This window comes from Terriglobia bacterium (assembly GCA_036496425.1).
In the GTDB taxonomy this organism is placed as follows: Bacteria; Acidobacteriota; Terriglobia; order 20CM-2-55-15; family 20CM-2-55-15; genus 20CM-2-55-15.
Genome location: DASXLG010000343.1, coordinates 1 through 26,739, shown reverse-complemented (window position 1 = coordinate 26,739; position 26,739 = coordinate 1). Strand labels below are relative to the sequence as shown.

Below are 26,739 nucleotides of genomic sequence, written 5' to 3'. Positions count from 1 at the left end.
GTATTCGATCGTCTCGAACCGAAACTCCATGCCCCCTATTTTCTTATTTTCCGCTGAATACCTTCCAATGGAAGAGAATCGACTCGTTGGTGTGCAGCATCGCGTAATCCCAGCCGTGGTGGCCGGGATAGAGATGCGCCTCGTGGGGATAGCCCGCCTTTGTCAGCATTTCGTCGAGTTGTTTCGCGCCGAGGTCGAAGCCGTAGTCGTCTTCGGTGCCGCAATCGAAGTACAGCCTTAAGCCGTTCAGTTTCTTCGTGTCCTTTGCCAGCGTCATGGGATTGTTGGCTTCCCAGTACGTCAGATCCTTATCGATGCCGTAGATCTTGTTGAACAATGATTGAAAGCGTGCCAGACGGCCGGCGGATACTTTCGCCGCCGACAGGTCTTCGAGCAGGACGGCGCTGTGGGCGCTCGCCGATCCGAACATGTCCGGGTGCTTCATTGCAATCTTCAAGGCGCCGTATCCGCCCATCGAGGTGCCGCTGATGCCGCGCGTCATGCGCGTAGCGTTGACGCGGTATGTCGATTCGATCAGCGGAATGAACTCGGTGACGAAGGCGTCCTCCCATTTTTCGCTGCCGTCCCGCGTATTCGTATAAAAGCTCGTTCCACCGTAGGGAATAGCGACGATAAATTCGCCGATCTTTCCCTCGGCGATCATGCGATTCATAATCTGATCTGTGCCGCCGCGGGTGCTCCAGCGCGTCTCGTCTTCGAACAGCCCGTGAAGGAAATAGAGCACCGGATACTTTTTACCGGGCGATGTTGCGTAGGACGGAGGCAGATACACTCCGTATTTCAGGTCACGCGAAAGTACTTTGCTCGTGTAGCTCTTATACTCAACCTGTTGAGCAAAAAGCCCGGGACTGAGAAGGAGCATCAGGGCCAGAGTGCGAATCATGGGTGTCATTCCTCCGGAGAAACTTCTCGAGGTTCCTGTGGCGCGGCGGTGCCGTCGAAATGCCGGATCCGCAGGCTTTCGGCGGCAATGTCGGTGAGATCCACGATGGAAGCAGCGCTCACGCCCATGGTGATGGCGATCGTTTCGCTGAGTTCTTCTTTGGTGGCGCCGAATTTCAGCGCCTTCTTGATATGTCCTTCAAGACAGCCTTTGCAATGCGTGGCAAGAGAGGCGGCGATCGCGACCAATTCCTTGGTTTTTCGATCGAGAGCGGAACTCCTGTAGGTCTCTTGATAAAACTGAAAGTAGATCTTCCGCATGCGCGGATCGACCATGGTGTATGAAGGCCACTTGGCTTCTTTCGTATCCGGCTTATCGGCCATTAATTACTCCAGTAGGGCGGGAGAAGAGGGAGAGGGGGACTATTGGATCATTGCATCATTGGAAGTTTCTTAATTGCTTCAACTTGAAGAAATAAAGAAACTTCCAATGATGCAATGATCCAATAGTTCCCTGTCCCCCTTCTCTGCCGCACTGGAATCCTAAGTGTTATACCGCAACCCCGTCAAGCACGTCCCGGACGGCGCCGGCCAATCTCGCGAGTTCAAACGGCTTTTGCACGAATCCGTCGATGCCGAGGTCGTCGAGCAGCGGGTTTTTTTCGGGCGAGGTATGGCCGCTGGCGACGAGGACTTTCACGTCCGGCGTCTTTTCGCGGATGCGCCGGAGGGTGGCAACTCTGTCCATTTCGGGCATGATCATGTCGAGGATGACGAGGCGGACGTCGTCTTGCAGGTACTCCATGGCTTCGATGCCGTTTCGCGCGCAAATCACCGAATAGCCGAGTTCGGTCAGGTTGCTTTCGAGCAGCCGCAGAAGCTCCGGTTCGTCGTCGGCGACCAGAATCTTTTCGGATCCGCCGGCCGGCCGGATCGCCTTCCGGGCCGCCCGCCGTCTCACTTCGCTCGATGATGGGAATCGGATGATGAATTCAGTTCCCGTTCCGACTTCGCTGCGGACGTCGATGGATCCCCCGGTTTGCTTCACAATACCGTAAACGACGCTCAATCCGAGGCCGGTGCCTTTCGATTTGTCCTTCGTGGTGAAGAAAGGATCGAAAATCTTCGAGAGCATTTCACGTTCGATGCCGGTTCCTGTATCCGCGACGCGGACGACGACGTCGGTGCCTTCACAGCGTGTGGAGTATTTGAGGACGCCGCCGTCGGGCATTGCGTCGCGCGCGTTTATGGCCAGGTTCAAGAGCACCTGCTGGATCTGCGTTTCATCCGCTTTGATGTTCGTGCATTCGCCGGTGAGATCGTATTCGAGCCGTATTTTGCGGTCGATTGTTTCGCCCAGGAGTTTCCCCGTGGTCCGTATCGCATCATTGAGATTGATGACCCGAAGCGAAACCGGATCTTTGCGTGAGAGCGAGAGCAGCTGTCTCGTCAGCTGGCCGGCGTGGCGCGAAGCGTTGATGATGACGTCCGCATAGCCGGCCGCGCTGGAATCCGGATTGATCTTCATCTTGATCATCTCGGCATTCGGGAGAATGATCCCGAGGATGTTGTTGAAGTCGTGCGCGACGCCGCTGGCAAGAATGCCGACCGATTCCATTTTCTGGGAGTGGGTGACCTGCTCCATCAGGCGCGTCCGCTCGGTCATGTCCTTGATAATGCCGGAATAGTGGTCTCCGTCGGTCACGCAGCTCAGCAGCGCAACGATCCGCTCGTGCTGTGTATTCAGCAGCTCGGTTTCGAAGTTCTGGACAGCGCGCGATGTCCGCACCGTTTCCACGAACTGGCTGGCCGTGTTCGGCGAAGCAAAGAGCTCCGTCAGCGTCCTTCCCACGATCGGGCCGCCAAAAACGGGATCGGCCGCGGGATTCGCTTCGATGATCTGCCACTGCCGATCGCAGATATAGACGATATCCTGCATGCCGCTGACGAGCATGCGGTACTTCGCCTCCGACTGGCGGAGATGACTGTATAAACCGATATTTGAAAACGCGCTCGAGATTTGCGGGACAACGATCATCAGCGTACGGAGTGTCCGCTCGTCGAAGGCGCACGGGGCATCGTCCGCAAGGCAAAGCATTCCCCGGAGGCGGCTCCGCGTCAACAGCGGGACGCAAAGCCAGGAGGCGAGACCCGGCGGCAGCGGCCACGCTTCGGACCAGACCGGATCGTCGTTGAGGTCCGTAATCTGAACGGGGCTTCCGCGCTGTTCGAGATACCGGACAAGCCGGCTTTGCCGGAGTGCAGGCGGAAAGTTTTCCGGACCGGAAAAGATGCTCGATACGGCTTGCAGTTCGAAGGTTGCTGTGTTCGAGGCCGGCTCGGAATAAATTACCGCGTACTTGCAGTTGATGGTTTCGGCAATCGCATCCACAAGCTCAGAGGACAGGCTCCAGATGGAAGTATGGTGGCTGATCGCGTCGCCGACTCGCCGGACCAGCGACAGTTCGTCCATTTTTCCGCGCAGCGTACTGTTGGCCTGCTCGAGGGCGGCGGTCAGAGACGCAATACGGCGATCGTTATCGTTGGACATCGTTTTACACCAGCAACTTATTCATTTGATCTTTTCGCTCGCGGAGCTCTTCGACCACTTCGAAAAATGAGTTATCGGTCAAGTTCAGGGCATCCAGAACGTCACCGGTAATTACAAGAGGCTGGCCGGTGAGCGCGAGTTTGGCGCATAAATCCGCCGCATGAACGCATGCGACAACCGGTTGCGCCAGATGTACCATCTCCAGCGAATGGTGGAACGAAATGGCGTTGATCAATGGTTGAGGCAGTTGCCACCGTTCGGCCATCCATGCGCCGACTTCGGTGTGCTGCATCCCGTGTTCATCGGGGAAATAGGTGTCGATCACCGTTTTGCCGACGTCGTGCAGCAGGCCAGCCATGAAGGACATATCACCGTCGGAGATCCCGGTGCGCTTCGCGATGAGAGCCGAGGCGGTTGCCGTGGCGAACGAATGCCGCCAGAACTCGGTGCGATCCCTCCCACGGCGGCCGATGGTTCCGCACACGAGCACGCTGAGCGACAGTTGCTTCAGCATGTTCGTGCCGATGATGACGACGGCCTGGCGGATCGTTCCGATTTTGGAACGGTAACCGTAATAGGCCGAGTTTGCCAGGCCCAGGACCTTGACCGAAAGCGCCTGGTCGCTGGAAATCATCGCGGTCAGCCGTTCGGCACTCGATTCATCCTCATCCGCCAGCATCAACACCTTCTGGGCGATGATCGGCAGGGTCGGTAAGTCTCTTATTGCATAGACTTTTCGCTTGTAATCGAGAACCGCGCTCATATATTGCAACTCGTAGTTGGGTATCGGAGGTTGGCGCCCGGAACTTTAGCGCCTGTGTTACGATAATCGATCCAATATGTTGCAGACGATTCTACCAGAGCGCCTGGCGCAGCTGAATGACACTGAAGTTGACGATCGAATCCGTGCGGCACGCGAGAAGCTCGGGCGCCGGCTGGTGATTCTTGGCCATCATTATCAACGGGATGAGGTGATTAAATTCGCCGACCTTCGGGGAGACTCGTTCAAGCTGGCCGAATGGGCCTCTAGCCGCAAAGACGCCGAGTACATCGTGTTCTGCGGCGTTCATTTCATGGCGGAAAGCGCCGATATCCTCAGCGCAGAATATCAAAAGGTAGTGCTGCCGGATTTGAGTGCCGGCTGCTCGATGGCGGACATGGCGGCGCTCGATCAGGTCGAGACCTGCTGGGACGACCTCTCGCGCGTCACAAGCGGCAGGGTTATTCCGATCACTTACATGAATTCGACGGCCAGTATCAAAGCCTTCTGCGGGCGGCATGGCGGCGCCGTGTGCACGTCGTCGAACGCTCCTGCTGTCATGCGTTGGGCGCTCGAGCGTGGTGATCGCATTCTTTTCCTGCCGGACCAGCACCTTGGCCGCAATACGGGCCACGCGCTCGGCCTTCATCTCGAAGAGATGCCGGTTTGGGATCCGTACGAAGAACTCGGCGGCAACACGGCGGAAGTACTGAATAGCAGCCGCGTCGTTCTCTGGAAGGGGCACTGCTCGGTTCACCAGCGGTTTTTACCGCAGCACGTGGCGCAAGTCCGTTCGCGGTTTCCGGGGATCCGTGTGATTTCGCACCCCGAGTGCCGATTTGAAGTCGTTCAGCTTTCGGACGACGCCGGCTCGACGGAACACATTATTAAATGTCTGGCTCAGTCGCCCGCCGGAACGAAATGGGCTGTCGGCACGGAAATCCACCTCGTCAACCGCCTGATGAAAGAAAACCCGGACCGCTTTGTCATTCCTCTCGATGATTGCGGATGCCTCTGCTCCACCATGTTCCGCATTGACCCGCAGCATCTGTTGTGGGCTCTCGAGAATCTTGCCGAGGGCCGCGTTGTCAATCAGATCAAAGTCGACTCAGACGTCGCTGCCGATGCCCGTCTCGCCTTGAACCGGATGCTTCAAATCGCCGGATAAACGGTTACAATCCAAGCGCGATGCGAGCGAAGCGTTATGTGGTTCGCGGCGGCGTACAGGGAGTCGGTTACCGTTATTTCACAAAGGGAGTTGCCGAGCGCCTTGGCGTGAGGGGCTTCGTCCGGAACCTGCCTTCGGGTGACGTCGAAGTTCACGCAGAGGCCGACGACGTCACTCTCGGCCTCTTCCGGCTGGAGCTCGAGCGAGGTCCTCGCATGTCGCAGGTTAGCGAAATTATCGAAAAGGATGTGCCGGTGTCCGGGACCTATTCATCCTTTCTTATTCGAGGTTGACGATGAACGAATTGAAGAAAATGATTCGCGAGGTTCCTGATTTTCCAAAGAAGGGCATCCTCTTTTATGACATCACGACGCTGCTTAAAGACAAAACCGGCTTCAGGCAAACCATTGATGCCTTGACCGAACAGGTTCGCCCGTTGAAGCCCGACGTTGTGCTGGGGATCGAGGCGCGCGGCTTCATCTTCGCTCCCGCCCTGGCCTACAACCTCGGCGCCGGTTTTGTCCCGGTTCGAAAACCGAATAAACTTCCGGCGGATACCGAACGCATCAGTTACGAACTCGAGTACGGTATGGATACGCTGGAAATTCACAAGGATGCGGTAAAGCCCGGCACGCGGGTGGTCATCGCCGACGATCTGCTGGCCACCGGCGGGACGGCGCTGGCAAGCGCACGCCTGGTCGAAAAGCTTGGAGGCCTGGTGGCTGCCCTCAGTTTCGTGATTGAACTCGATGGACTGAAGGGCCGCGATCGTCTCAAGGGGTACGATGTCGTTTCACTCCTGAAATATTGAAGATACGGCTCCGGCAAAATTTGTTTTAGCCGCAGATGACGCGGATTACGCAGATGGGACGCAAGGAGTATTATGGAGTTAAAGGAGGGCACGAACATGGCTCGGGCTTTTGGCGTTCTTTTGCTCGTATTGGCCCTTGCGTCCTTCATAGCTCCGGTTTCCCTTCAGGCGCAACACCGCGGAGGAGGGGCGGCGCATAGCGGCGGTAGCGTCGCGTCGCGGCCTTCGGGATCGTTTGGTCCGGTTGCACCATTCAGGAGCGCTCCGGTAACCGGTTTTGGCCGCGCTCCGATCATCAATTCGCGCCCGGTGATCAGACCCGTCAGACCAGCCCGGCCCGTCGTTGTCGCGCCGATCTATGGTTACGGATACGGATATGGCTATTACCCTCCATATGACGCCTACTCTCCTTATTATGGATACGGAGCCGGTCCGGGCTATGTGGAACCGGCCTATTCGGAGCAGCAGCCGGTCTATGTTCCAGGCCCCGGAGATGTGCAGCCTTCAGGCCAGAGCGATTCCGATCTTTCATATCAGGTTGGTAGGCTGACGCAGGAAGTCGAACAGCTGCGCCAGCAACAGGCGGCATCCCAGGCGCCGTCCACATCGGCGTCGATGCCGGTGGTTCTGGTGTTCCGCGACGGTCATCGCCTGGAAATCCAGAATTACGCGATCATCGGGCAGACATTTTGGGTCCTGGATGATAAACACTCGTCGAAGATTCCTCTCTCCGACCTCGACCTGGACGCAACACAGAAGGAAAATCAGGCTCGCGGTTTGCGGTTCTCGGTTCCTTCAAGATAGAAAACGGTCACAAAAAGGCACACGCGGCTGTGTGCCTTTCGGCCGCTATTCCCTTCATCAGGCCGCGTCGGCAATTTCTCCCAGCGTCTCGCCCGCGAGTGTAGGGTCGCTGGAAATTTTTGCGATGTCGCCAAGCGACACGACGCCGGCCAGCTGTTCATTGCGATCGAATATCAGCATCCGGCGCACAGCATCGTCCTGCATTGCCTGAGCAACGGTCTCCACGTCTTCGTCTTCGTAACAATGGAAGACGGTTACGCTCATAATCTCGTTGACTGGAGCAAGACGGGGATCGCGTCCTTGAGCAACGGATCGGATTGTGATGTCGCGATCGGTGACCGTTCCGACGACCTTGTCGTGTTCGCAGACGGGCAGAAAGCCGATATCGTCGTCCCGCATCATCTCGGATGCGATCGAAATGGGCAGCGACGGCGAGATGCATTTGACGTTCCGTGTCATGAGTTCACTTATTTTCATGCGCTAACCCCTCCTGACTGGTACCTCTAAAAATATGCTGCACATCCGATACCATGCCCGTAGTTGTAGTCTGTAAGTATGGACAGGTTTCCCAATCGTTTTGTAGCCGGCCGCGTCCTGGCTCGTATGCTGGCGGCATATGAGAATCAGCCGGGCATTCTTGTGCTCGGCCTGCCGCGTGGCGGCGTTCCTGTGGCTTACGAGGTGGCGCGCGGTCTCAATGCACCGCTCGATGTGTTCATCGTGCGCAAGCTGGGTGTGCCCGGCCAGGAAGAGCTGGCCATGGGTGCGATCGCCAGCGGCGGGGTCCGCATTCTGAACGATGCCGTGATTCAGGAGTTGAGAATTTCCCCCGGCGTCATCGACGCCGTGACGCTTCATGAGCGCGTGGAGCTTACACGAAGGGAAGAACTCTATCGGGGCGAGAGACCGCCTCTGAACGTTTCGGGCCACAGCGTTTTTGTTGTGGATGACGGACTCGCGACAGGCGCGTCGATGCGGGCCGCCGTGGCTGCTCTCCGGCTGCAGGATCCTGCCCGAATCATTGTCGCCGTGCCGGTTGCCGCTGCCGAAACCTATGCCGTTATTAAGGGCGAAGCGGACGAAGTCGTCTGCGCGGCGACGCCCGAGCCGTTCTATTCCGTCGGACGATGGTATGAAGATTTCGGCCAGACGACCGATGCCGAAGTGAAAGAGTTGTTGAGGGAATACGCCTGAACTTGCATTTTGCGGTATAACGCACTCATGCAGAACTTCACGATCCGGCTTGCGAATGCCTCCGACCTGCCGACTCTGGGTCGTCTCGGCGCCGTCCTCGTAAAAACTCATTTTGACTTCGACCGGCAACGATTCAAGGCGCCGATGTCCGGGCTTGAAGAAGGTTATGCCTGGTTTCTCGGCCACAGGATGAAAGAGCCCGGAGCCGTCGTTTTTGTGGCTGAAAGAGATCAGGCGATTCTTGGCTACGTCTATGCGGAGATGGAGCCGGAAAGCTGGAAGGAGCTTCGAGACGAGGCGGGATTCATCCACGATGTTGTGGTCGACGCGTCGTGCCGGCATGGCGGCATCGGTGCCGCGCTGATTGAAACGGCAAGCGAATGGCTTCGTGAACAAGGAGCGCCGCGGGTCATCCTGTCGACTGCGGAGCAGAACACCGGCGCACAACGTTTGTTTTCCCGTCTCGGATTCAGGCGGACGATGATCGAGATGACGCGCGAGTTCCCCGGCAAAGGCTGAGGCATGAGAACAGCGTCACCACAGCCTGACCGCCTGGCGCTTACAGGCGGAACGATTTACGTCGATCCCACCCACGATCCGATCCGAAACGGCGTCGTACTCGTGGCCGGCGGAAAGATCGCAAAAGTGGGCACAAAGGGGCAGGTCCGGATTCCGCCGGATGCGCAGGTAATCGATTGCGCAGGCTGCACCGTTACTGCGGGTTTCTGGAACAGCCACGTCCATTTCATGGAGAGAAAATGGGCCGATGCCGCGAGTATTCCTGCCGGCGAGTTAGGCCGGCAACTCCAGGACATGCTCACGCGATACGGCTTCACGAATGCCTTCGATCTTTCGTCTCCCTGGGACAACACCAGGCTGTTACGCGATCGAATCGAATCCGGCGAGGTGCCCGGGCCGAGAATTTACTCGACCGGGCTGGGTTTGCTTCCTGCCGACCCGGGTCTGCCGCCCGACATCATCTTGCGTGCCATGGGATGGATGAATTCCGCGGCGCCTCAAGTGGCGGATGCGCATCAAGCCGTCGAAGCCGCAGGAAAGCTTCTGAATGCGGGTGTGGACGGGATCAAATTGTTTGCCTCGGCTCCTTCGAAATCTTTTCTGTCGCAGGGCACGATCGAGGCTGTGGTCCGTGAAGCGCACCAGGCCGGCAGGCCCGTCTTTGTTCATCCCAATACTGGAGCGGATGTTCTCTCCGCGCTGCGCGCGGGCGTCGATGTCATTGCTCACACGACGCCGCATTCGGGTCCATGGGATGAAACGCTGTTGGCGATGATCAAAGGAAGTCACGCAGCGATGACTCCGACACTCTGGATCTGGAAATGGTATGCGCGGCACGACCGCAAATCCGCGCAGGACAAGGTCGTGGATACGGAAGTGGGACAGCTGCAAGCATGGATTGCGAACCATGGTACGGTCCTTTTCGGTACGGATCTCGGTGCCGTCGATCCGGATCCAATCGAGGAGTATGGCTTGATGGCTCAGGCGGGGATGAGCTTCCAGCAGATCCTCGCCTCACTGACCACCGCGCCTGCTGAGCGTTTCGGCAAAGCGCGCGAGTTGGGCAGGGTTGCCGCAGGTTTGCAGGCGGATCTCGCCGTTTTGAACGGTGACCCTGAGGGAAGTCTTTCGGCGCTGACGGACGTCAGATACACGATTCGTGAGGGGAAAATCATCTGTCAGGCAGGTAAATAGAAGCGCTTTACTGCCGCTTGGAACCTACGATCACCAGCACGACACCGGCGGCGACCGCAGCGCCTCCGGCGACAGGGGATATCGGAATGGTCTTCCGATGTTGCGCCGTCGCCTGAATGGGCCCGATATCAATGACTTTGTCCGTTTTTGTATAGGTGATGCCTTCGGAAGCCAGGGCAATGACACCAAGAATAATAAGGACGATACCGATGATCGAAATGGGTCTCATATTTTGGGATTTGCACGCAGGGCACCAATTCCGCCGTTGTAGGCGCGGTCCATAGAAGAGGTGAACGGATTGGAAAACACAATGTCCAAATTAGCGCTTCCATTCCCCGCCTAAGTTAGGCGGGGATGCCCTCGCGTAGCGAGGGCTGGGGCGGTCTGTTCAAAGTCCGTGCGTTAGCGCGCTTCTTATGGATGGCCGCGAAGCGCACCGATTACGAATAAGGAGCGCTTCGCGAATATCTATAAGGAGGCTGCGCATCTTTGAACGGACCACCCCCGCGCGGCTTCGCCACGCTTCCCCTCCTAACTTAGGAGGGGAACATTGACCGTGCGCACGAATGAAACCCACATGATGCTAAATATTTAGCATTTTACTTGATGCCAACCACGCACTGATGCTAAGTTTCTAGCATCATATGAAGACACCACACGCTGCCTTAAGCCGCCGTGAACGCCAGATCATGGATGTTCTCTATCGCAAAGAATCTGCGACGGCAGCGGAAGTGATGGAGAGCCTGCCGGACCCGCCGGGTTATTCGGCGGTAAGGGCGCTTTTGCGGATTCTCGAACAGAAGGGTCATATCCGGCATGAAGAGCGGGCAGGGAAGTATGTCTTCATGCCGACGATGCAACGGGAGAAGGCCAAGCGCTCGGCGCTGCGTCACCTGGTGCAGACATTTTTCGACGGTTCGCCGGAAGACGCCGTTGCAGCGTTGCTCGATTCGTCGTCGTCCAGGCTATCGGAGCCGGAGCTGGATCGTCTACAGCAGCTGATCGACAAGGCTCGTAAAGGAGGCAAAAAATGAGTTTCGCTCTCAGTATCATTGCCAGGTCCAGCCTCATCCTGATAGGCGCGGCCATGGCGTGTCTTGCCTTGCGCCGTGCATCCGCCGCGAAACGTCACGCAGTATGGGTCCTTGCGATCGCCGGCGCGCTCCTGCTTCCGCCGGCGGTGGCGATTCTGCCGCAGCTTCAATTGCCTGTCCTGCCCGCAGCTGAAAGAGGCGTGCAACAGGGCACACCGGCAACACACCTAACGGTTGTGGGGGCTGAATCGGGATTCAAGCGCCCGGTTGGATACTCTACGACGGCGGTATTGGGCGTGTTATGGGGAGCCGGACTGGGCTTCTTTCTCACGAGGTTCCTCGCAGGTCTGTTGGGAGTGTTGCGGCTGGCTGGAACCGTGGATGCCGAAGACGAAACGTGGCAGGAGCTTGTCGGTGAAGTGTCGCGCTGTTTGGGTTCCGGCAAGCAGGTACGGCTTTTGTTCAGCGAGATGGAAGTCGCGCCGATGACGTGGGGGTTCCGGCGGCATAGGATTCTTCTGCCTGCGAGCGCCCGCGAGTGGCGGCCCGAGCGGAGGCGCCTGGTTCTGGCACATGAACTTGCGCACGTGAAACGAAGCGATGGAGTTGTTCATTTGTTCGTCCAGCTCGCTTGCAGCGTCTATTGGTTCAATCCCCTGATCTGGTTTGCAGCGCGCAGCGCGCGCATCGAACGCGAGCGGGCCTGCGACGATCAGGTGTTGAATCTCGGCGGTGCGGCCGAAGACTACGCGGAACATCTGGTTCAAATCGTTCGAGGGCTCCAGGTTCGAAAATCACTCGGGTTTACCGCAATGGCGATGGCTCAGCCGTCTCAGCTCGAGGCGAGGCTGGTTTCACTCCTGGATTCGCGAGCCCGCCGCCGGGCAATGTCGACAACCGGCCTGGTTACTCTCTCTTTATTAACAGCTTTGATAACGATCGGAGTTGCGTCGATAAACCTGACCGGAGCGGTTCCATTGCCTCCGCGAGTTGTGGCGGTCCCGAAGCCTGTTCCGCCGCCTGAGCCGGAAACAGAAACGCCGCCCGTCCCTTCACAACGGACCCACATTGGAGACAATGCCACCGTTACGACCAGCACGGTCACCCCGCCGCAGGTGATCGAGTCCACCGGACCTTTATATGCAGCGATCGAGGGTATTGTGACGCTTGAAGCATCGGTGGATATTCAAGGCCACATCAAGACGTTGCGAGTGCTGAAGGGGATAACCGACACGATAAATCAGAGAGCTATCGATGCCGTGATGAACTGGAGATTCGCGCCAGCATTCAAGGACGGCCTGCCCGTTGCGGCGATAACGCAGATCGATGTGGAATTCAAGTTGCCGCCAGATGCGGCACAGCCACTTCGTATGGGCCCTGATATCAAGCCGCCTACCGTCGTTTCAAGAGTTGAGCCTCAATATGGAGCGGAGGCCCGGGCTGCTAAGGTTCAAGGAACCGTAGTGTTGGAGGTTGTTATCCACAAAGAGGGGACGGTTGATATTCGCCGTGTGGTCCACAGCCTCGGCTACGGTCTCGATGCAAGTGCTATTGAGGCGCTGAAGCAATGGGTTTTCAAGCCTGCGACAAAAGACGGTGTGCCGGTGGATGTAGCCATCAATGTCGAAGTGAATTTCAATTTGCGATAGGTGTCGCGTTGAAACGCGGAATAATAGTGGCCGTCCTCCTCACAGGCATGGCTGGTTGCATGCATCCAGTTCCACCCGCTTCATGGCGGCTCGCCCCGGATAATGTCCTGACGCCTCCTCGTGTCTCGGGCCCAAATGTTACCCACGCGATTGTACAGACCGATGCACGCCCACGTGCGACCTGTCCGGCCGGCGTGAGGGCGCGAGGCAAACACGTTAAAGTCACAATAACGCGTGATGGTTTGAGCAAACAGCCGCGCGGCTGGCTCACATCGTGGGCTGAAGATCTCGAAGCTCAGGGTTGCATCCCGGACGGAGAAGCGCTCCGCCTCGCAAATCAACTCGCCCAATCCGTGCCTCTGGACTTGAATGTGGCTTTCCAGCTCCTGTATCCAAATGACGGAAAGACTGTGCAGCTCAATCCCGGCGTACGATTGCAAATCATGACGCCGATTGTGAAGGATGGTGTGGTGCCCGATGCCCCGCTTGTCGAAGCCGACTCTCCGGTAGACACCTCCGTTTGCGATGCGCAGTCACTCTCGTGTGCTCTGAACGTCAATGTACATTTCACGGACAACGTGCTCGGCTATGAGATGGCGCTTTATTCGGTTCGACCCCAAAGCCATTCACCGGGCGTTTCCGTCGCTCCGATTTCGGCCGAACGGCACATGGGCAGCGAGGTCCAACAAGCTTCTCAGCCGATCCATAGTTATTTCGAGCCGATGCAAGCCGCGCATTTTTACGAACTGTTTTATAAAGCGGGACAGACCGAATTTACCGCATTGCTTGTCGGCGGGTTGAACAAGGCCGACCTTGAACGGCGAACGAAGCTGCTCGAGACGGAGGTCGCCGTGTGCGAAACATTGAATAACGAAATGTGCGTCACCATCCCGAAACGCGTCGCGGTCAATCCCATGGTCGTCGTAACAGTAAATGGCGCCGAGACCACATTAAATTGGAGCGCGACCATCAATGCCGCGATACGCGCCGGCGGAGAACAACAACCGAACGCCATTCTGCCGCGTCTCTCGATACTGAAGCCTTACGGCGACCGGTTGGCGCCAGTTGAATTCGACCACTCCAGTCCATCTATCCTCAATATGATTCTCATGGGCGGAGAGAGCGTCTCCTGGAAATAGTGCTGCTAAATCGTTTCCAAGGCTGATATTGCCGATGCAGTGCTGCAAAACCGGATGCTGCGCTGCAATTGCCGATGCAGTGCTGCTAAACCGTTTGCTGCGCTGCATGGCAGGATGCAAGACTGCTCCGGCGTTTGCAGTGCTGCATCGGACGATGCAGCACTGCAGAACCACTTCCCTCCCTGCAATCGGCGATGCAGCGCTGCTGAACCATTTGCTGCGTTGCAATAGGGGATGCAGCACTGCTAAGTCTTCTCCTGCGGTGCAATCGCAGATGCAACGCTGCTAAATCGTTCCTGCACAGAAACCGGCGATGCAGCACTGCTCAATCATGTCCTGCGCTGGAATCGGCGATGCAATGCTGCAAAACCATTTCCAGCACTGCCCTCGATTTTCTCGAGCGCAGGACTCTGTAGCTTCCGCAATCGTGGGAGAGGGCGATTAAAATTGGATCATTGCACCATGATAGTATACACATCAAGAGGTGTACATCATGCGTACCAATATTGTGATCGATGACAAGCTTGTCAGGGAAGCCATGCGCCTTGCCAAGGTCACTACGATGAGGGAAGCAGTGGATGCCGCTCTCCGGCGTTTCGTGCAGACGGGAAAGCAGCGGAAGCTTCTCGACCTTTATGGTAGCGGCGGCGTGCGCAAAACCTATGATTACAAGCGCGAACGCGCCGGCTGATGTACCTGGTGGATACCTCGGTCTGGATCGACTACCTGCGCGGCAATGCCACTCGCCAGGTTGAAGTGCTCAAGGATCTTCTCTCCGGGGACGAGGTCGTCGGCATTGCGCCGATCATCCTGCAGGAAATCCTCCAGGGAGCGGACTCGGATGACCGCTTCGAGAAGTGGAGGAAGTATTTTTCCGTACTATGCTGCTATTCGGCATCGGATCCGGTTGAATCCCATGTCGCGGCTGCGCGGCTCTACCAAAGTTGCAGGCGTGCCGGGAAGACGCCCAGGAGCAGCAATGACTGCCTGATTGCACGCATTGCTATCGAGCACGAACTTATTCTGCTCCAGGATGACAAAGACTTTGCCGCCATTTCTTCTGTCACGCCCAAACTGCGCCTCTACCCGGTCTGACCAGACGGCGATCAACACATCGCGGCGTTCAAGCCCTTCGTTCAAGCCCAGGTCCGACAACGCGGATGCGCTCCACTGCGCAAAGGTTTGTGACGTGCACCTTTCTAGAGAGGGGGCTCGCGGACCAAGGCCGCAGAGAAAATCCGTGTCTGATTCTAAAGGCTTTCTTAACGGTGTACGCGTCCTGGTGCTCGAGGACGATACCGATACGCGGAATCTTCTGGGTATCGTTCTGCAAATGGATGGTGCGGGTGTGGTCTTTGCTCAACGCGTGCCGGAAGCGCTTCAGCTTGTAAAGGCCGAGCGGCCGGATGTGGTTGTCGCCGATATCGGCCTGCCGGAATATAACGGCTATGCGTTCATTGCGGCGCTCCGCCGGGATGAGGATCTCCATTTTCGAACGACGCCCGTCATCGCTCTGACGGCTTTTGCGACGGCGGCCGATCGCGATACGGCTCTCGTTTCCGGTTTCGACGTCTACCTGACAAAACCCTTCGATCCGCCGGTTCTGGTCGAAACAATCCGGCGCCTGCATGACCGCCGGATAGATACGGCAGCTTGACCGGCTTCTCAAAACCTCTCATCATATCCGGATGAGAACATTTCTGGCTCTGGTATGCCTCTTACAGCCCTTTTTGCTTCAACAAGCCCGGGCCCAGGGGAGCGATCCTGCGGCTTATACGCAGATCGTGAAGGAAAAAAATCCCGAAACCAAAAAGAAGCTCGCGCTCAATTTCGAGAAAAATTTTCCGAAGTCGAAGCGATTACCTGAGGTCTATATCGAGCTGAGCCGCGCTTTGGCCAATGAGAGCGACTTCGGTACGGCGAGGGTATATGCGGATAAAGCCCTTGCTACGGTCACGAAGATGAAGACGCAACCCGCTCCTGAAGAGTACACCAACGCGACCTGGCATCAATGGCTTGGTACGGTGGAGAATAGCGCGAAGACGAACCTCGCCTGGGTTAACCAGATGGTCACCTGGCAGCAACAACAGCTTCGTTCGATGCGCGGGCAGCGATAGTCCGATTTTCGGTAACTAAAGTTTTCGGATCGTGTCTATACTGCATGCGCATGCGCCGCTACGTCGCGACTGCTGCAATCCTCCTCCTCGTGTGCGCGCGATCCGTGCGCGCGCAGAGCCCACGCAAGCCTGCGCACACCCTTCACGCCTACCGGACAGATGAAAAAATAGCGATTGATGGAATTCTGAACGATCCTGTCTGGAAGAAAGCCCCCATTGAATGGGACTTCACACAGCGCGATCCGATCGAAGGAGTTGATCCGAGCGAGCGGACCGAAATCCAGGTCGTCTATGACGAGAGCTCGATTTACTTCGGCGTGCGCATGTTCGACAGGGAGCCGGAGAAGATCGTGCGCCAGCTTTCCCGGCGGGACGATGTGCCGGATGCGGACTATTTCATTCTTCAGCTCAGCCCGAATCACGATCAGCTGACCGGCGCGCTTTTCCAGGTAAGCGCGGCCGGAGTGCAGCGGGATGCGATCATCTCCAACGACAATTTTCAGGATCAGTCCTGGGACGGAGTCTGGGAGTCCGCGACCCACATCGGCGACGACGGATGGTCTCTCGAAATTCGTATTCCCTTTTCGCAGCTTCGATTTCCGCGGGGCGATCGCCAGGTGTGGGGCATCAATGCCGCACGCTACATCCACCGCAAGAACGAGACGGTGTGGTTGCAGATGGTACCCAAGAACGACACCGGTACGGCCTCGCGCATGGATAATCTCGACGGACTCGATAGCCTGGACGTGCACCGGCACCTCGATTTGACGCCGTATCTGGCGGCCCAGGCCAACTTTGTTCGGCCGACTACCCCGGGGGATCCCTTCAACAGCGGCCGGAGCTTCTCTGGGATGACAGGTCTGGATCTGAAGTATGGCGTGAGAAGCAATATGACGCTGGACGCCACCGTCAATCCCGACTTCGGCCAGGTGCAGGTCGATCCCGCTGTCGTCAACATTTCGCAATTCGAAACCTTTTTCCAGGAAAAACGGCCTTTTTTCCTGGAAGGAGCCAACATTTTCGGGAATTTTGGCCAGGGCGGAGCGAACAGCTCCTGGGGTTTCAATCGAAATGAACCAAACTTGTTCTACTCCCGCCGGCTCGGCCGGGCCCCGGAAGGTACCGTGAAGGGGAGTCCCGCTTTCGTCGACCTGCCACAGAACACACAGATTCTCGGAGCGGGCAAGCTGACTGGAAAGACTCGTAACGGCTGGACCGTCGGCCTGGTGGAAGGCCTGACAGCGCGTGATTACGCAGATGTTGCCAATCGGGATCCAAATTCCGGGGTAGAACAAAAATCCAAGGCGGAAGTCGAGCCGTTGACGAATTACATGGTCGGCCGTGTTCTCCGCGAATGGAACCGGGGCGGCGTCGGATTTCTCACAACGGCCGTCAATCGCGACCTTCGAGACCCCGGGTTGAGCGGACAGCTGCCCAAGCGGGCAAACATCATCGGAGGCGATGGATATTGGTTTCTCGACTCGAAGAAGTCGTGGGTCCTGACCGCCAGAGTTGCCGGAAGTTCGGTGGGCGGCAGCACGGCTGCGATGAATCAATTGCAGCAATCTCCGCAACACTACTTTCAACGGCCGGATGCGAGTGAGGTCCGATTGCAGCCGGAACTGACGTCGATGCGCGGCTGGCAGGGGGACGTCAATCTCAACCGGCAGTTGGGCGACGTGATCGTCAATGCCGCGCTCTGGGGAGTCAGTCCGGGTTTCGAATCTAACGACCTCGGTTTTCAGACCGGCGGCGACGGCGCGGGTGAGCACACCGTCGTCTTTTGGAGGAAGACCACGCCGGACCGCTTCTCGCGCAGCCGCAATGTGTGGGTTGCCAACTGGCAAACCTGGGATTTTGGCCGAAAACTGACCGGAAGCGGCTGGAATTCGTCGGCCTACTGGCAGTTCATGAATTACTGGTCGATATCCGCGAATGCCGGTGGACATGCCCAGGTGCGTGACGATCAACTGACGCGTGGCGGGCCGGCTGCGCTGAACCTTCCAGGTCATTTTGCCGGTTTCGGCCTGAGCTCGGATTCCCGGAAGAAAGTTTCCTTCAATCCCTACTTCAATATGGCCAGCAACAAGCCGCACGCGTGGTCGCTCAGCGGCAATGTCGGGATCAACTACAAGCCGAACCCTTCGATCACCATCAACACATCGCCCGGATTCGATCGAAGCCGGACCAATGCGCAGTACGTCAAGGCGGTCGCCGATCCGACGGCTACGAGGACATATGGCAGCCGGTACGTCTTCGGCGAGATCGATCAGTTCGACGTGAATCTCACCACGCAGGTGAATTGGGTCCTCAGCCCCTACATGTCTCTCGCCGTTTTTGCGCAGCCGCTGATCTCCGTTGCACGTTATTGGGATATCAAAGAACTGGCGCAACCGGACACGTACTCGTTTTTGCGCTACGGGCACGAAATCGGGCAGATCTCTTACGACCCGGCGTCGAGCACATATACCGTCGATCCGGATAACTCCGTTCAGGCGCAGCCGTTCACGATCCCCGATCCGAACTTCAATTTCAAATCGATGCGCGTGAACGCCATTTTCCGGTGGGACTGGCACCTCGGCTCCACGCTTTATCTTGTCTGGACAGAGAACCGCCAGGACAATTCGAATCCGGGATACTTCTCCGCGGGCCACGACATCAGTCATCTCCTCGCCCACCCCGATGACGTTTTCCTCGTTCGCCTCGCGTACTGGTTCTCAAAATAAGAATGAAGCATGTCGCAATCATTGGCGGCGGGCTGGCCGGACTCACTTGCGCGTTCTATTTGAAACGTCGGGGAATTGAATCCACGGTGTTCGAGTCTCGGCCTGAAGCCGGAGGACGCGATTCGGCGGCCTTGTACCTGCTGTCGCCGGAGCTGTTCCGAAACAGCTTTCAGTTGATCCGGGATCTCGGCCTGGCGGACGAGATCATTTCAATCCCACCTCATGCCGGACAGTTGTACAAAGGCCGTGTTTATCATCACCGCGTGTCCTCGGCCACGGGTTTGCTATCGTTTCGGGGGCTGGGCATCACGGATAAAGCATTGTTGCCGCGGATGGCGTATTTGCTCGCGCGCTATTCTTCGCATCTGGATTTTCATCATCCCGAGCGGGGCCTTGAATTCGACAATGAAACCGTCGCTGCATTCATAAAACGCGAACTTTCGCAGAATATCCTGAATTACGTGGCAGGGCCGCTGATATCCACGCTGTTTTTCTTCGGGTCCGAGGAAACCTCGAAATGGCTTTATCTGGTCCTTGCGAAGCACATGTACAACACGCGCATGAGCACGGTCCGCGGGGGCACTTCACGGATTTCCGGCCGGCTGGCGGCACAGTCATCCGTTATCGTGAATGAAAAGATTCTGACGATCGCGGCCGCAGGGCATGCCTATATTGTCAACACCAGGAGCTTTTCCGATGTTGTCATCGCTGTACCTGGAGATGAGGTCCTTGAAATATCGGGTATGGCGGACTTGCTTTCTGAAGAGGACCGTCAGTTCTTCCGGAGCTGTGCCTATCAGCGGACCGTCAGTGTCTCCGTCTCGACCGAACAGCCGGTCGACGGCAAGTGCTATGCGGTGTCCATTCCCAAGGTGGAAGGGTATTCGGCCGCCACCATTTCGTTCATCGACTATATCGATCCGGCAAGAATTCCCGACGGGCGGGGATTACTCACCATCACCGGCGGCGGTTCCGAAGTGACATCTGCCGGATTGATGGAGGAACTGCGCTCGGTATACAAGATCGAGCCCGGCTCGATCGAGGTGCCGGAGCGCGCTTCCGGGATGCCGAAATTTCCCCCGGGCCGCTACAGACAGATCGATGAATTTCGACGCAGGAATCGAAGGGCCGGGTTGCTGGTTTGCGGGGACTATCTGCTGGGGCCGTTCATCGAAGGGGCGGTGACGACGGGCCTGCGTGCAGCCGAGGCTATACAAGCTTGAAGGTTTTAAAGCGCGCTGTACATTCGGAACAGCGATAAGCCTTCGCGAAGAACATCAGCCGCTCGATGCCCCGGCGGCGCGACCGCCGTACAGAACCGCCGCATTCGGGACACTTCAATTCAGTAATGTCGCCTTGGTCGCGCGCGATTTTCCGGCGCGGTTTCCGGGGGCCGGGCCATTGAAAATCGAGGAAGATCGAGGCGAGTTGAATTCGCTCGCACTTGATACAGCGGTACGGCCGCCTCAGCAGGAGCCATGCCAGCCGTTCCCTGAGCTTGCGCCCCTCCGTGGGCTTCCAGTGCGTATTGTTACATCGTGGACAATACATCATATGAGCTTGCGAATATTAACGCATCAGCGGCGATCCTGCCACTCCTCATACCAGGCCATCTGGATGGCCTCGAGTTTTTTCTCGTTGGAATTCTTCGGATCATCGCTAAAACCTTCAAGGCCGGTCACCCACTTGTAGAGATCGGTGAAACGCACCGTCAGGGGATCGGTATCCGGAAATTTGTCGGCGAGGGCAATGGCAACGTCTTCGGTAGTGGTCCACGTCAATGATCTACTCATTTTCAATTTCCCTCACGCGCTTGTCCTTCAACGCCAGCGAGATGGCTGAATTCATGATCATCTCTGCCAGGTGCATCGTTGCATTGCTGAGGCGTTCGATAGCCTGGCGTGTTTCCTGGTGATTATTGCCCCGCATCTTGTCGCGCAGGTCTTTCGCCGCCGCCGCGATCTCGGCCTTTTCTTCGCCGGAGAGCGCGGCATATTGCGTATCGGTGAGACCTTTGGCGGTTGCGTTAAGAACCGTCTCCGCTTCATTGCGGGCTTCGATAACCAGCCGGGCTTCGATATCGGACTCCGCGTACTCGAAAGATTCGAGGATCATCTGTTCGACCTGTTCGTCGGTGAGCCCGTAGGTCGGTTTGACCTCGATCGACTGGTATTTGCCGGTCCGTTGTTCCTGCGCCGAGACACTGAGAATGCCGTCCGCATCGATCAGGAACTTGACCTCGATCCGCGGCATTCCGGCGGTCATCGGCGGAATGTCCCTGAGGTCGAATTGCGCGAGACTGCGGCAATCCTTCACCAATTCACGCTCGCCCTGAAGGACCTGGATCTTGACATTGGTCTGACCGTCGATGAATGTCGTGAACATTTCGGTGGCGCTTGCGGGAATTGTGGAATTGCGAGGGATGATCTTCGACATGACGCCGCCCACCGTTTCGATTCCGACCGACAGTGGGGTGACGTCGAGCAAGAGCATGTCGCGCTTGCCGCCCGCGAGAATGTCGGCTTGAACGGCCGCGCCCAGGGCTACGACTTCGTCGGGATTCAGTTCCGTGTGGGGGACGCGCCCAAACAATTCCTGAACACTCTGGCGGACGAGAGGGATGCGCGTCGATCCGCCGACCATCACAACTTCATCGATTTCGTTCGGCCGCAGGCCGGCATCTTTAAGGGCCAGACGGCACGGAGCCAATGTCCGCTCGATGATCGGATCGATCAGGGCGTTGAAATCCGCGCGGCTGAGCTTGCGGTTGTATCTGGCGGATTCGATGACGATATCGGCCGAGTCTGCCGCTGAAAGGTCTTCCTTCGCCTTGTTGACCGCCTTTCGGACTGCTGGAATCGCGGCGCCGGGGCTGTCTTTGAGCACAAGCCGGATCAATGCTTCGTCGATATCGTCACCGCCGAGGTGGGTATCGCCGCTGGTCGACAAGACTTCAAAGATCCCGTCGTTGAGCTTCAGTATAGAGATGTCGAACGTTCCGCCGCCGAAATCGTAGACCGCGATCGTGCCTTGTTTGCGTTTGTCCAGGCCATATGCGAGCGATGCCGCAGTCGGTTCATTGACGATGCGGAGTACATCCAGACCTGCGATCCGGCCCGCGTCCTTTGTCGCCTGCCGCTGCGCGTCATTGAAATAGGCCGGAACGGTGATGACCGCGTTTTTGATTTCTTCACCGAGAGCCGCTTCGGCATTCCGCTTAAGTTCCCGGAGAATGAATGCCGAGAGTTCCGGAGGGGTGTAATCACGGCCGAAAATCTTCAGCCGGATAATGTGTTCGCTTTCGGGCGAAACTTCGAACGGCAGCAGCGGCAGATCGGGCCGCACATCTTCAATGCCTTTGCCCATGAAGCGTTTGATGGAGAAGATGGTGTTCCTGGCCTTTTCGACCATCTTTCCCTTGGCGATGTTTCCGACCAGCGGTGCCGTGCCCGGTCCATCAAAATAAATCACGGAAGGGACGAGCTTGCTTCCATCCGAACCGGGAATCACCCGCGGTGTCCCGTCTTCGACAATCGCGACAAGGCTGTTTGTTGTTCCTAGATCGATTCCGACTATTTTTGGCATCTAATGACTCTTCTCGCCCTCTAATTCTGTTTCCAGGTTCCGTATGTATGACGATTCCGACAATATCTCGGCCAGCCTGGCCAGGTGTTGTTTCAGAACCGGTTCGCCGGTGCCGGCCTTCAGGAGGTCGTCCCAGGCCAGCGACGCCTGCTGCAATTCGGCGTCGAACCTCTGCCGCTTTTCTTTGATCTGCGCGCGCAGTGAGTCGGCTTCCTCCACGCTGGCACGGCCTGCCTTGACTTCCTCGAGTTGTTCGTTGATTTCGAACACTTCCATCAGAAGCGATTGAGGCACCTTGCTGCCGTCGGACTTGAAGCCGTACAGGCTCAACAGGTATTCGACGCGCCGCACCGGATGACGCAATGTGCGGTAGGCATCGTTCAGCAACGCCGTCATGCGCACCGCCATCGTTTTTTCAGCTGGCGGTGCGGTTGTGAAGTAGTCCGGATGATACTTGCGGCTCAGTGCGTGAAATGTTTTTTCGAGCGCAGCGAGGTCGATGCCCAGGGCTCGGGGCAGACCGAACACCTCGAAGTAGTCCATGATGCGTTGGAGGAATCAGGTTGAAAAAGAGCTACCGCAGCCGCAACTTTTCTTGGCGTTCGGATTCATGAAAACAAATCCCTTGCCCATCAGTCCGGCGTCGTAATCGAGAACAGTGTTGTTCAGATAGATGTAGCTCTTCAGATCGCAAAACAATTTGACGTTGTCGCGCTCGAAAACCTTGTCACCGGTGCGCGTCTGGGTTTCAAACGAAAGGTTATAGGAGAGACCGGAGCACCCCCCGCCTTTCACACCGACGCGTAAACCGGCGGCCTGCACGCCTTCTTTGTGCATCATGCGTCGAACTTCGTCGACCGCTTTGTCGGTAATCTCAATAGCCATTGCTTATTTGCCGTCGTCGTGTTTTTTCTTCCAGTCGGTAATTGCGGCCTTGATGGCGTCTTCCGCAAGCACCGAGCAGTGAATTTTCACGGGAGGCAGACTCAACTCCTTCACGATGTCTGTATTCTTGATCGCCAGGGCCTCAGCCAGGGTTTTGCCTTTAACCCACTCGGTCGCGAGGCTCGAGCTTGCGATCGCGCTGCCGCAGCCGAAGGTCTTGAATTTGGCGTCTTCGATCACGCCGCTCTCTTCGTTGACCTTGATCTGCAGCTTCATGACGTCGCCGCATTCGGGTGCTCCCACCAGACCGGTGCCCACATTCGGGTCCTCCTTGGGGAGGGCGCCCACATTTCGCGGGTTGTTGTAGTGATCAATGACCTTGTCCGAATATGCCATTACATTCTCCTTGGATTCAGTTGCTCTCCGTTGCCCAGTGGACGGATTTGATATCGATGCCTTCTTTTGCCATTTCGTACAGGGGCGACAGTTCACGCAGCCGTCGAACCACTTCGATCACCCGCGCGGCAACGTAGTCGACTTCTTCTTCCGTATTGAAACGCCCGATGCCGAAACGGATGGACGTATGCGCCAGATCTTCGCCGACTCCCAGCGCCTTCAACACATAAGAAGGTTCCAGACTCGCCGAGGTGCATGCCGACCCTGAAGACACCGCGATATCGTTGATGCCCATTAGAAGGGATTCCCCTTCGACAAACGCAAAGCTCATGTTCAGGTTTCCCGGCAAACGCTTCTGAAGGTCGCCGTTGATGTAGACCTCGTCGAGTTCGCGCTCGAGCGTCGTGCGGAGTTTTTCCCGCAGCCGGAACATCTCCGCGCCTTCTTTCGCGAGGTCTTCGCGCGCGATCTGTGCGGCCTTGCCGAAACCGGCGATGCCGGGAACATTCAGCGTCCCGGATCGCATGCCCCGTTCGTGACCGCCGCCGTCGATGATCGGAGTCAACAGGACGCGCGGATTGCGGCGCCGGACGTAAAGGGCGCCCACACCCTTCGGTCCATACATCTTGTGCGCCGACAGGGAAGCGATATCCACATTCATCTCGTTTACATTGAATGGAATCTTGCCGGCGGCCTGCACGGCATCGGTGTGAAAGAGCACGCCGCGCTCGCGCGCGAGCTTCCCGATTTCCTTGATGTCCTGAATGACGCCGACTTCGTTATTGGCCGTCATGATGGAGATCAGGATCGTCTTGTCGGTGATCGCGTTCCGGATGTCGTCGAGGTTGACGAGTCCGTTGTTGCTTACGGGTAGAAACGTGACGCGGAAGCCTTCTTTCTCGAGATGTTTGCAGGTGTCGAGAATCGCTTTGTGTTCCGTGACGCAGGTGATGATGTGGTCGCCTTTTTCCCGATACATCCAGGCCGCGCCCTTCACGGCAAGGTTGTCGGATTCGGTCGCGCCGCTGGTGAAGATGATCTCGCGCGGATCGGCGCCGATCAGCGCGGCGATTTCTTTGCGGCCCGTTTCGACGGCCTGTTCCGCTTCCCAGCCGAACTTGTGATTGCGGCTCGCGGCATTGCCGAAGTGGTCCGTCAGATAGGGCATCATCGCGTCAAGCACGCGCGGATCCAGCGGCGTTGTCGCGTGATTGTCCATGTAAATAGGCAGCTTAACCATTGTTGTCTTCTAAACCTCTTAATTCATCGCTAACTCGTAGATCGACGTGTCGCCCAGAACCCGCACAACCTTGGCTTTGACCTTCTGGAGCGGATCTTTGACGGAACATACCTGCAATTGCTGGCAGTCGTCGCCGCGCTCACAGGGGGTAATGGAGATCGGCCCTTCCAGGGCCTCCACGACGTCTACGATGGAAATGGTCGCCGGGTCCTTCGCCAGGACATAGCCCCCATTAATGCCTTGCTGCGATACCAGTAGGCCCTTTCGGGCCAATCGTTGCAACACTTTAGCCAGCAACTCGGCGGGAATGTGATACTGGGCGGCAATCTCCCGGGCACTGACGGATTCATCGGAATGTTGCGCTAAATGTCTCAGTGCGATCAGTCCGTAGTCCGATTTTTTAGAGAGCCGAAACATGTATCCCTACCGCCTTAACCCCGACCATTTAGGTCGGACATTAGTAATAATGTAGGGATTCAGGTCCTCAAAATCAAGCAGTAAGTTTGAGGACTTCCTTCAGAGAGGCAATCCGTTGGACGCGATACTGGCCGGCGTGCCGGCCGGTCCGGTCGATCAGAACCGTGGTCAAGCCGGCCCGGCTTCCGGCCTCGACATCATCTTCAAGACTATCGCCCACGAACAGGATTTCCGCGGCGGGGCACCCGATGGCTTCAATGGCGGCGTCGAAGATTTCCTGATCGGGTTTGGCAAAGCCGGTCTCGCTGGAGAGCACGACGGCGTCGAAAAAGTGCCGGACGTGCAGGCTTTCCATCACCGTATATATGCGGCTGTCGAAGTTGGAGATGACACCGAGTTTCAAGTGCCGATCCTTGAGTTCCTGCAGGACTTCCACGGTTTCCGGGAAGAGCATCCAGCCTTGGGAGTCACGGAACGTGTCATACACTTCATTAAAAAAGTGGTCGAAGTTTTCGATCATTCCGACCTCTTCGAAAACGGCATTTACGATGTCCTTCCACCACTCTTTCTGGTTTTCCGGCGAAAGCGGACCGGCGCCTTTGAAGTGCTCGCGGAATGAGGTCTGGATGACTTCGGACGGGACCGTCGAGCCGTATTTCTGAGCGACATTGGCATAGATTTCGCCAACCGATCCGCGGGTGGTGAACAGGGTCTCGGCGGCATCAAAAAGGACGGCGCGGAAGCTCAATTATTCGTTCGCGTAATGGAGTTGGGACTGAACTTCAAGTCCATCGAGGTCGACGATCGAGTGGCCATGGTAATCCTCGGCCCAGGGGATGCGGACCACGAGCGATCGCCGGGTTGCGACCAGTTCGGTGTAGCGGGAGGGAGAGTCCCACTCGCTCATCATATGCGTGCGGAAGCCCTCTTTAAGGAAGAACTGGCGGATGGTCGGCACGGCATCCTGATAGGCGCCGTCCCAGTTCTTTCCGAAGTCGTTGCCTTCGAGGAACTGCTCGATTCGAGTGATCCATTCCGCCTTCATAGAAGGCCTCAGATTCTAGCCTCAAGCCCTGCCGACTTCAAGCCGGGTCGTGGGACAATGAAAGACTATGGCCAAGATTTATCCGTTCCGAAGCCTGCGCTTCGCGCTGGATCGCGTTCCCATCGAAAAGGTCGTCACACAGCCTTACGACAAGATTTCCGCCGAGATGCAGGAGCGATACTATGCCTCACATCCCAACAACATCGTGCGGATCGTCTGCGGCAAGTCGAATCCGGGCGATTCCGATACCGATAACGTCTACACCCGGGCCGCGGCTTACCTGAAACAATGGCGCGAGGCGGGCATCCTTCAGCATTTGCCGGAGCCGGTATTTTTTATCTATTTTCAGCGCTTCGTGGCGCCCGGCCAGAATGAGGTTCGCATCCGCAAAGGATTCGTCGGCGCCGGCCACCTTGAGGACTATGCGAACAAGGTCGTCTTCCCGCACGAGCGCACGTTGAGCGGTCCAAAGAGGGATCGTCTCGAGCTGCTCCGCCGCACCAGGACCCAGTTTGAACAGATCTTCATGCTGTACGAAGATCCGGAGCGCCGGATCGACCATATGATGGACGAGGTTGCACGGCGGCCGGCCGACATTCGCA

General features: G+C 57.2%; 32 protein-coding genes. 17 read left to right on the top strand and 15 right to left on the bottom strand.

Features of this window, described 5'->3' with window-relative positions:
* Positions 1-43 precede the first annotated feature (43 nt).
* From VGK48_24950 to VGK48_24935, 4 genes are all read right to left on the bottom strand, one after another.
* Positions 44-904 carry an alpha/beta hydrolase family protein gene (locus VGK48_24950; GenBank protein HEY2384439.1) on the bottom strand — a complete coding sequence of 287 codons (861 nt, stop codon included), beginning with the start codon at positions 902-904 and terminating at the stop codon, positions 44-46.
* 5 nt (positions 905-909) lie between these two features.
* Positions 910-1,287 carry a carboxymuconolactone decarboxylase family protein gene (locus VGK48_24945; GenBank protein HEY2384438.1) on the bottom strand — a complete coding sequence of 126 codons (378 nt, stop codon included), beginning with the start codon at positions 1,285-1,287 and terminating at the stop codon, positions 910-912.
* A 166-nt stretch (positions 1,288-1,453) separates the two neighbouring features.
* Positions 1,454-3,454 (bottom strand): ATP-binding protein, encoded by a 2,001-nt coding sequence (locus VGK48_24940; protein ID HEY2384437.1) that lies wholly within the window; start codon positions 3,452-3,454, stop codon positions 1,454-1,456.
* A gap of 4 nt (positions 3,455-3,458) precedes the next feature.
* Positions 3,459-4,217: an HDOD domain-containing protein gene (locus tag VGK48_24935; GenBank protein HEY2384436.1), complete on the bottom strand. Its 759-nt coding sequence runs from the start codon at positions 4,215-4,217 to the stop codon at positions 3,459-3,461.
* A gap of 76 nt (positions 4,218-4,293) precedes the next feature.
* Between VGK48_24935 and nadA the strand changes: the two genes are divergently transcribed.
* The 4 genes from nadA to VGK48_24915 all read left to right on the top strand — a co-directional run bounded on the left by nadA (position 4,294) and on the right by VGK48_24915 (position 6,997).
* Positions 4,294-5,382, top strand: coding sequence for a quinolinate synthase NadA (nadA, locus tag VGK48_24930; protein HEY2384435.1), 1,089 nt, complete (start codon positions 4,294-4,296; stop codon positions 5,380-5,382).
* A 20-nt stretch (positions 5,383-5,402) separates the two neighbouring features.
* Positions 5,403-5,675, top strand: coding sequence for an acylphosphatase (locus VGK48_24925; protein ID HEY2384434.1), 273 nt, complete (start codon positions 5,403-5,405; stop codon positions 5,673-5,675).
* Positions 5,676-5,677: 2 nt separating this feature from the next.
* Positions 5,678-6,193, top strand: a complete 516-nt coding sequence (locus VGK48_24920; protein ID HEY2384433.1) for an adenine phosphoribosyltransferase — start codon at positions 5,678-5,680, stop codon at positions 6,191-6,193.
* 96 nt (positions 6,194-6,289) lie between these two features.
* A complete protein-coding gene (locus VGK48_24915; GenBank protein ID HEY2384432.1) occupies positions 6,290-6,997 on the top strand; it encodes a hypothetical protein in 708 nt (235 codons plus the stop codon).
* Positions 6,998-7,054: 57 nt separating this feature from the next.
* Here the strand turns inward: VGK48_24915 and VGK48_24910 are convergent, their stop codons facing one another.
* On the bottom strand, positions 7,055-7,474 hold the full coding sequence (locus VGK48_24910; protein HEY2384431.1) for a CBS domain-containing protein: 420 nt from the start codon (positions 7,472-7,474) through the stop codon (positions 7,055-7,057).
* Positions 7,475-7,552: 78 nt separating this feature from the next.
* Here VGK48_24910 and VGK48_24905 point away from each other — a divergent pair, with 78 nt between their 5' ends.
* Genes VGK48_24905 through VGK48_24895 form a run of 3 tightly spaced genes read left to right on the top strand, consistent with a single transcriptional unit; the run spans position 7,553 to position 9,904 of the window.
* Entirely contained in the window at positions 7,553-8,191 is a 639-nt protein-coding gene (locus VGK48_24905) for a phosphoribosyltransferase (protein ID HEY2384430.1), read from the top strand.
* A 27-nt stretch (positions 8,192-8,218) separates the two neighbouring features.
* Entirely contained in the window at positions 8,219-8,710 is a 492-nt protein-coding gene (locus VGK48_24900; GenBank protein HEY2384429.1) for a GNAT family N-acetyltransferase, read from the top strand.
* 3 nt (positions 8,711-8,713) lie between these two features.
* Positions 8,714-9,904 carry an amidohydrolase family protein gene (locus tag VGK48_24895; GenBank protein HEY2384428.1) on the top strand — a complete coding sequence of 397 codons (1,191 nt, stop codon included), beginning with the start codon at positions 8,714-8,716 and terminating at the stop codon, positions 9,902-9,904.
* Between the two features lie 7 nt (positions 9,905-9,911).
* On the opposite strand, the gene VGK48_24890 is transcribed toward VGK48_24895, so the two are convergent.
* A complete protein-coding gene (locus tag VGK48_24890) occupies positions 9,912-10,133 on the bottom strand; it encodes a DUF3185 domain-containing protein (protein ID HEY2384427.1) in 222 nt (73 codons plus the stop codon).
* A 415-nt stretch (positions 10,134-10,548) separates the two neighbouring features.
* On the opposite strand from VGK48_24890, the gene VGK48_24885 reads away from it, so the two are divergent.
* From VGK48_24885 to VGK48_24845, 9 genes are all read left to right on the top strand, one after another.
* Complete coding sequence (locus VGK48_24885) at positions 10,549-10,938, top strand: BlaI/MecI/CopY family transcriptional regulator (GenBank protein ID HEY2384426.1); 390 nt, start codon at positions 10,549-10,551, stop codon at positions 10,936-10,938.
* Positions 10,935-12,587 carry a M56 family metallopeptidase gene (locus tag VGK48_24880; protein HEY2384425.1) on the top strand — a complete coding sequence of 551 codons (1,653 nt, stop codon included), beginning with the start codon at positions 10,935-10,937 and terminating at the stop codon, positions 12,585-12,587. The genes VGK48_24885 and VGK48_24880 overlap by 4 nt, the downstream gene beginning before the upstream one ends.
* A 242-nt stretch (positions 12,588-12,829) precedes the next feature.
* On the top strand, positions 12,830-13,726 hold the full coding sequence (locus VGK48_24875) for a hypothetical protein (protein HEY2384424.1): 897 nt from the start codon (positions 12,830-12,832) through the stop codon (positions 13,724-13,726).
* A 493-nt stretch (positions 13,727-14,219) separates the two neighbouring features.
* Positions 14,220-14,417 (top strand): type II toxin-antitoxin system VapB family antitoxin, encoded by a 198-nt coding sequence (locus tag VGK48_24870; protein ID HEY2384423.1) that lies wholly within the window; start codon positions 14,220-14,222, stop codon positions 14,415-14,417.
* Positions 14,417-14,821: a PIN domain nuclease gene (locus tag VGK48_24865; protein HEY2384422.1), complete on the top strand. Its 405-nt coding sequence runs from the start codon at positions 14,417-14,419 to the stop codon at positions 14,819-14,821. Before VGK48_24870 ends, VGK48_24865 begins: the two co-directional genes overlap by 1 nt.
* A gap of 145 nt (positions 14,822-14,966) precedes the next feature.
* On the top strand, positions 14,967-15,383 hold the full coding sequence (locus VGK48_24860; GenBank protein HEY2384421.1) for a response regulator: 417 nt from the start codon (positions 14,967-14,969) through the stop codon (positions 15,381-15,383).
* Between the two features lie 31 nt (positions 15,384-15,414).
* Positions 15,415-15,843 (top strand): hypothetical protein, encoded by a 429-nt coding sequence (locus VGK48_24855; GenBank protein HEY2384420.1) that lies wholly within the window; start codon positions 15,415-15,417, stop codon positions 15,841-15,843.
* A 50-nt stretch (positions 15,844-15,893) separates the two neighbouring features.
* Positions 15,894-18,569 (top strand): DUF5916 domain-containing protein, encoded by a 2,676-nt coding sequence (locus VGK48_24850; protein HEY2384419.1) that lies wholly within the window; start codon positions 15,894-15,896, stop codon positions 18,567-18,569.
* Between the two features lie 2 nt (positions 18,570-18,571).
* A complete protein-coding gene (locus VGK48_24845; GenBank protein ID HEY2384418.1) occupies positions 18,572-19,792 on the top strand; it encodes an FAD-dependent oxidoreductase in 1,221 nt (406 codons plus the stop codon).
* Between the two features lie 354 nt (positions 19,793-20,146).
* Here VGK48_24845 and iscX read toward each other — a convergent pair whose 3' ends face one another.
* The 9 genes from iscX to VGK48_24800 form a co-directional block, all read right to left on the bottom strand.
* Positions 20,147-20,362, bottom strand: coding sequence for a Fe-S cluster assembly protein IscX (gene iscX, locus VGK48_24840; GenBank protein HEY2384417.1), 216 nt, complete (start codon positions 20,360-20,362; stop codon positions 20,147-20,149).
* Entirely contained in the window at positions 20,355-22,154 is a 1,800-nt protein-coding gene (hscA, locus tag VGK48_24835; protein ID HEY2384416.1) for a Fe-S protein assembly chaperone HscA, read from the bottom strand. Before hscA ends, iscX begins: the two co-directional genes overlap by 8 nt.
* Positions 22,155-22,697: a Fe-S protein assembly co-chaperone HscB gene (gene hscB / locus VGK48_24830; protein ID HEY2384415.1), complete on the bottom strand. Its 543-nt coding sequence runs from the start codon at positions 22,695-22,697 to the stop codon at positions 22,155-22,157.
* A gap of 15 nt (positions 22,698-22,712) precedes the next feature.
* Positions 22,713-23,039, bottom strand: a complete 327-nt coding sequence (locus VGK48_24825; protein ID HEY2384414.1) for an iron-sulfur cluster assembly accessory protein — start codon at positions 23,037-23,039, stop codon at positions 22,713-22,715.
* Between the two features lie 3 nt (positions 23,040-23,042).
* A complete protein-coding gene (gene iscU, locus VGK48_24820; GenBank protein ID HEY2384413.1) occupies positions 23,043-23,435 on the bottom strand; it encodes a Fe-S cluster assembly scaffold IscU in 393 nt (130 codons plus the stop codon).
* Between the two features lie 16 nt (positions 23,436-23,451).
* Positions 23,452-24,675, bottom strand: coding sequence for an IscS subfamily cysteine desulfurase (locus tag VGK48_24815; GenBank protein HEY2384412.1), 1,224 nt, complete (start codon positions 24,673-24,675; stop codon positions 23,452-23,454).
* 18 nt (positions 24,676-24,693) lie between these two features.
* Complete coding sequence (locus tag VGK48_24810; GenBank protein HEY2384411.1) at positions 24,694-25,092, bottom strand: Rrf2 family transcriptional regulator; 399 nt, start codon at positions 25,090-25,092, stop codon at positions 24,694-24,696.
* A 73-nt stretch (positions 25,093-25,165) separates the two neighbouring features.
* A complete protein-coding gene (locus VGK48_24805; GenBank protein HEY2384410.1) occupies positions 25,166-25,840 on the bottom strand; it encodes an HAD-IA family hydrolase in 675 nt (224 codons plus the stop codon).
* On the bottom strand, positions 25,841-26,137 hold the full coding sequence (locus tag VGK48_24800) for a hypothetical protein (protein ID HEY2384409.1): 297 nt from the start codon (positions 26,135-26,137) through the stop codon (positions 25,841-25,843). It lies immediately after the preceding gene.
* Between the two features lie 67 nt (positions 26,138-26,204).
* On the opposite strand from VGK48_24800, the gene VGK48_24795 reads away from it, so the two are divergent.
* A partial coding sequence (locus tag VGK48_24795; GenBank protein ID HEY2384408.1) for a DUF1015 domain-containing protein occupies positions 26,205-26,739 on the top strand: 535 nt, incomplete at its 3' end.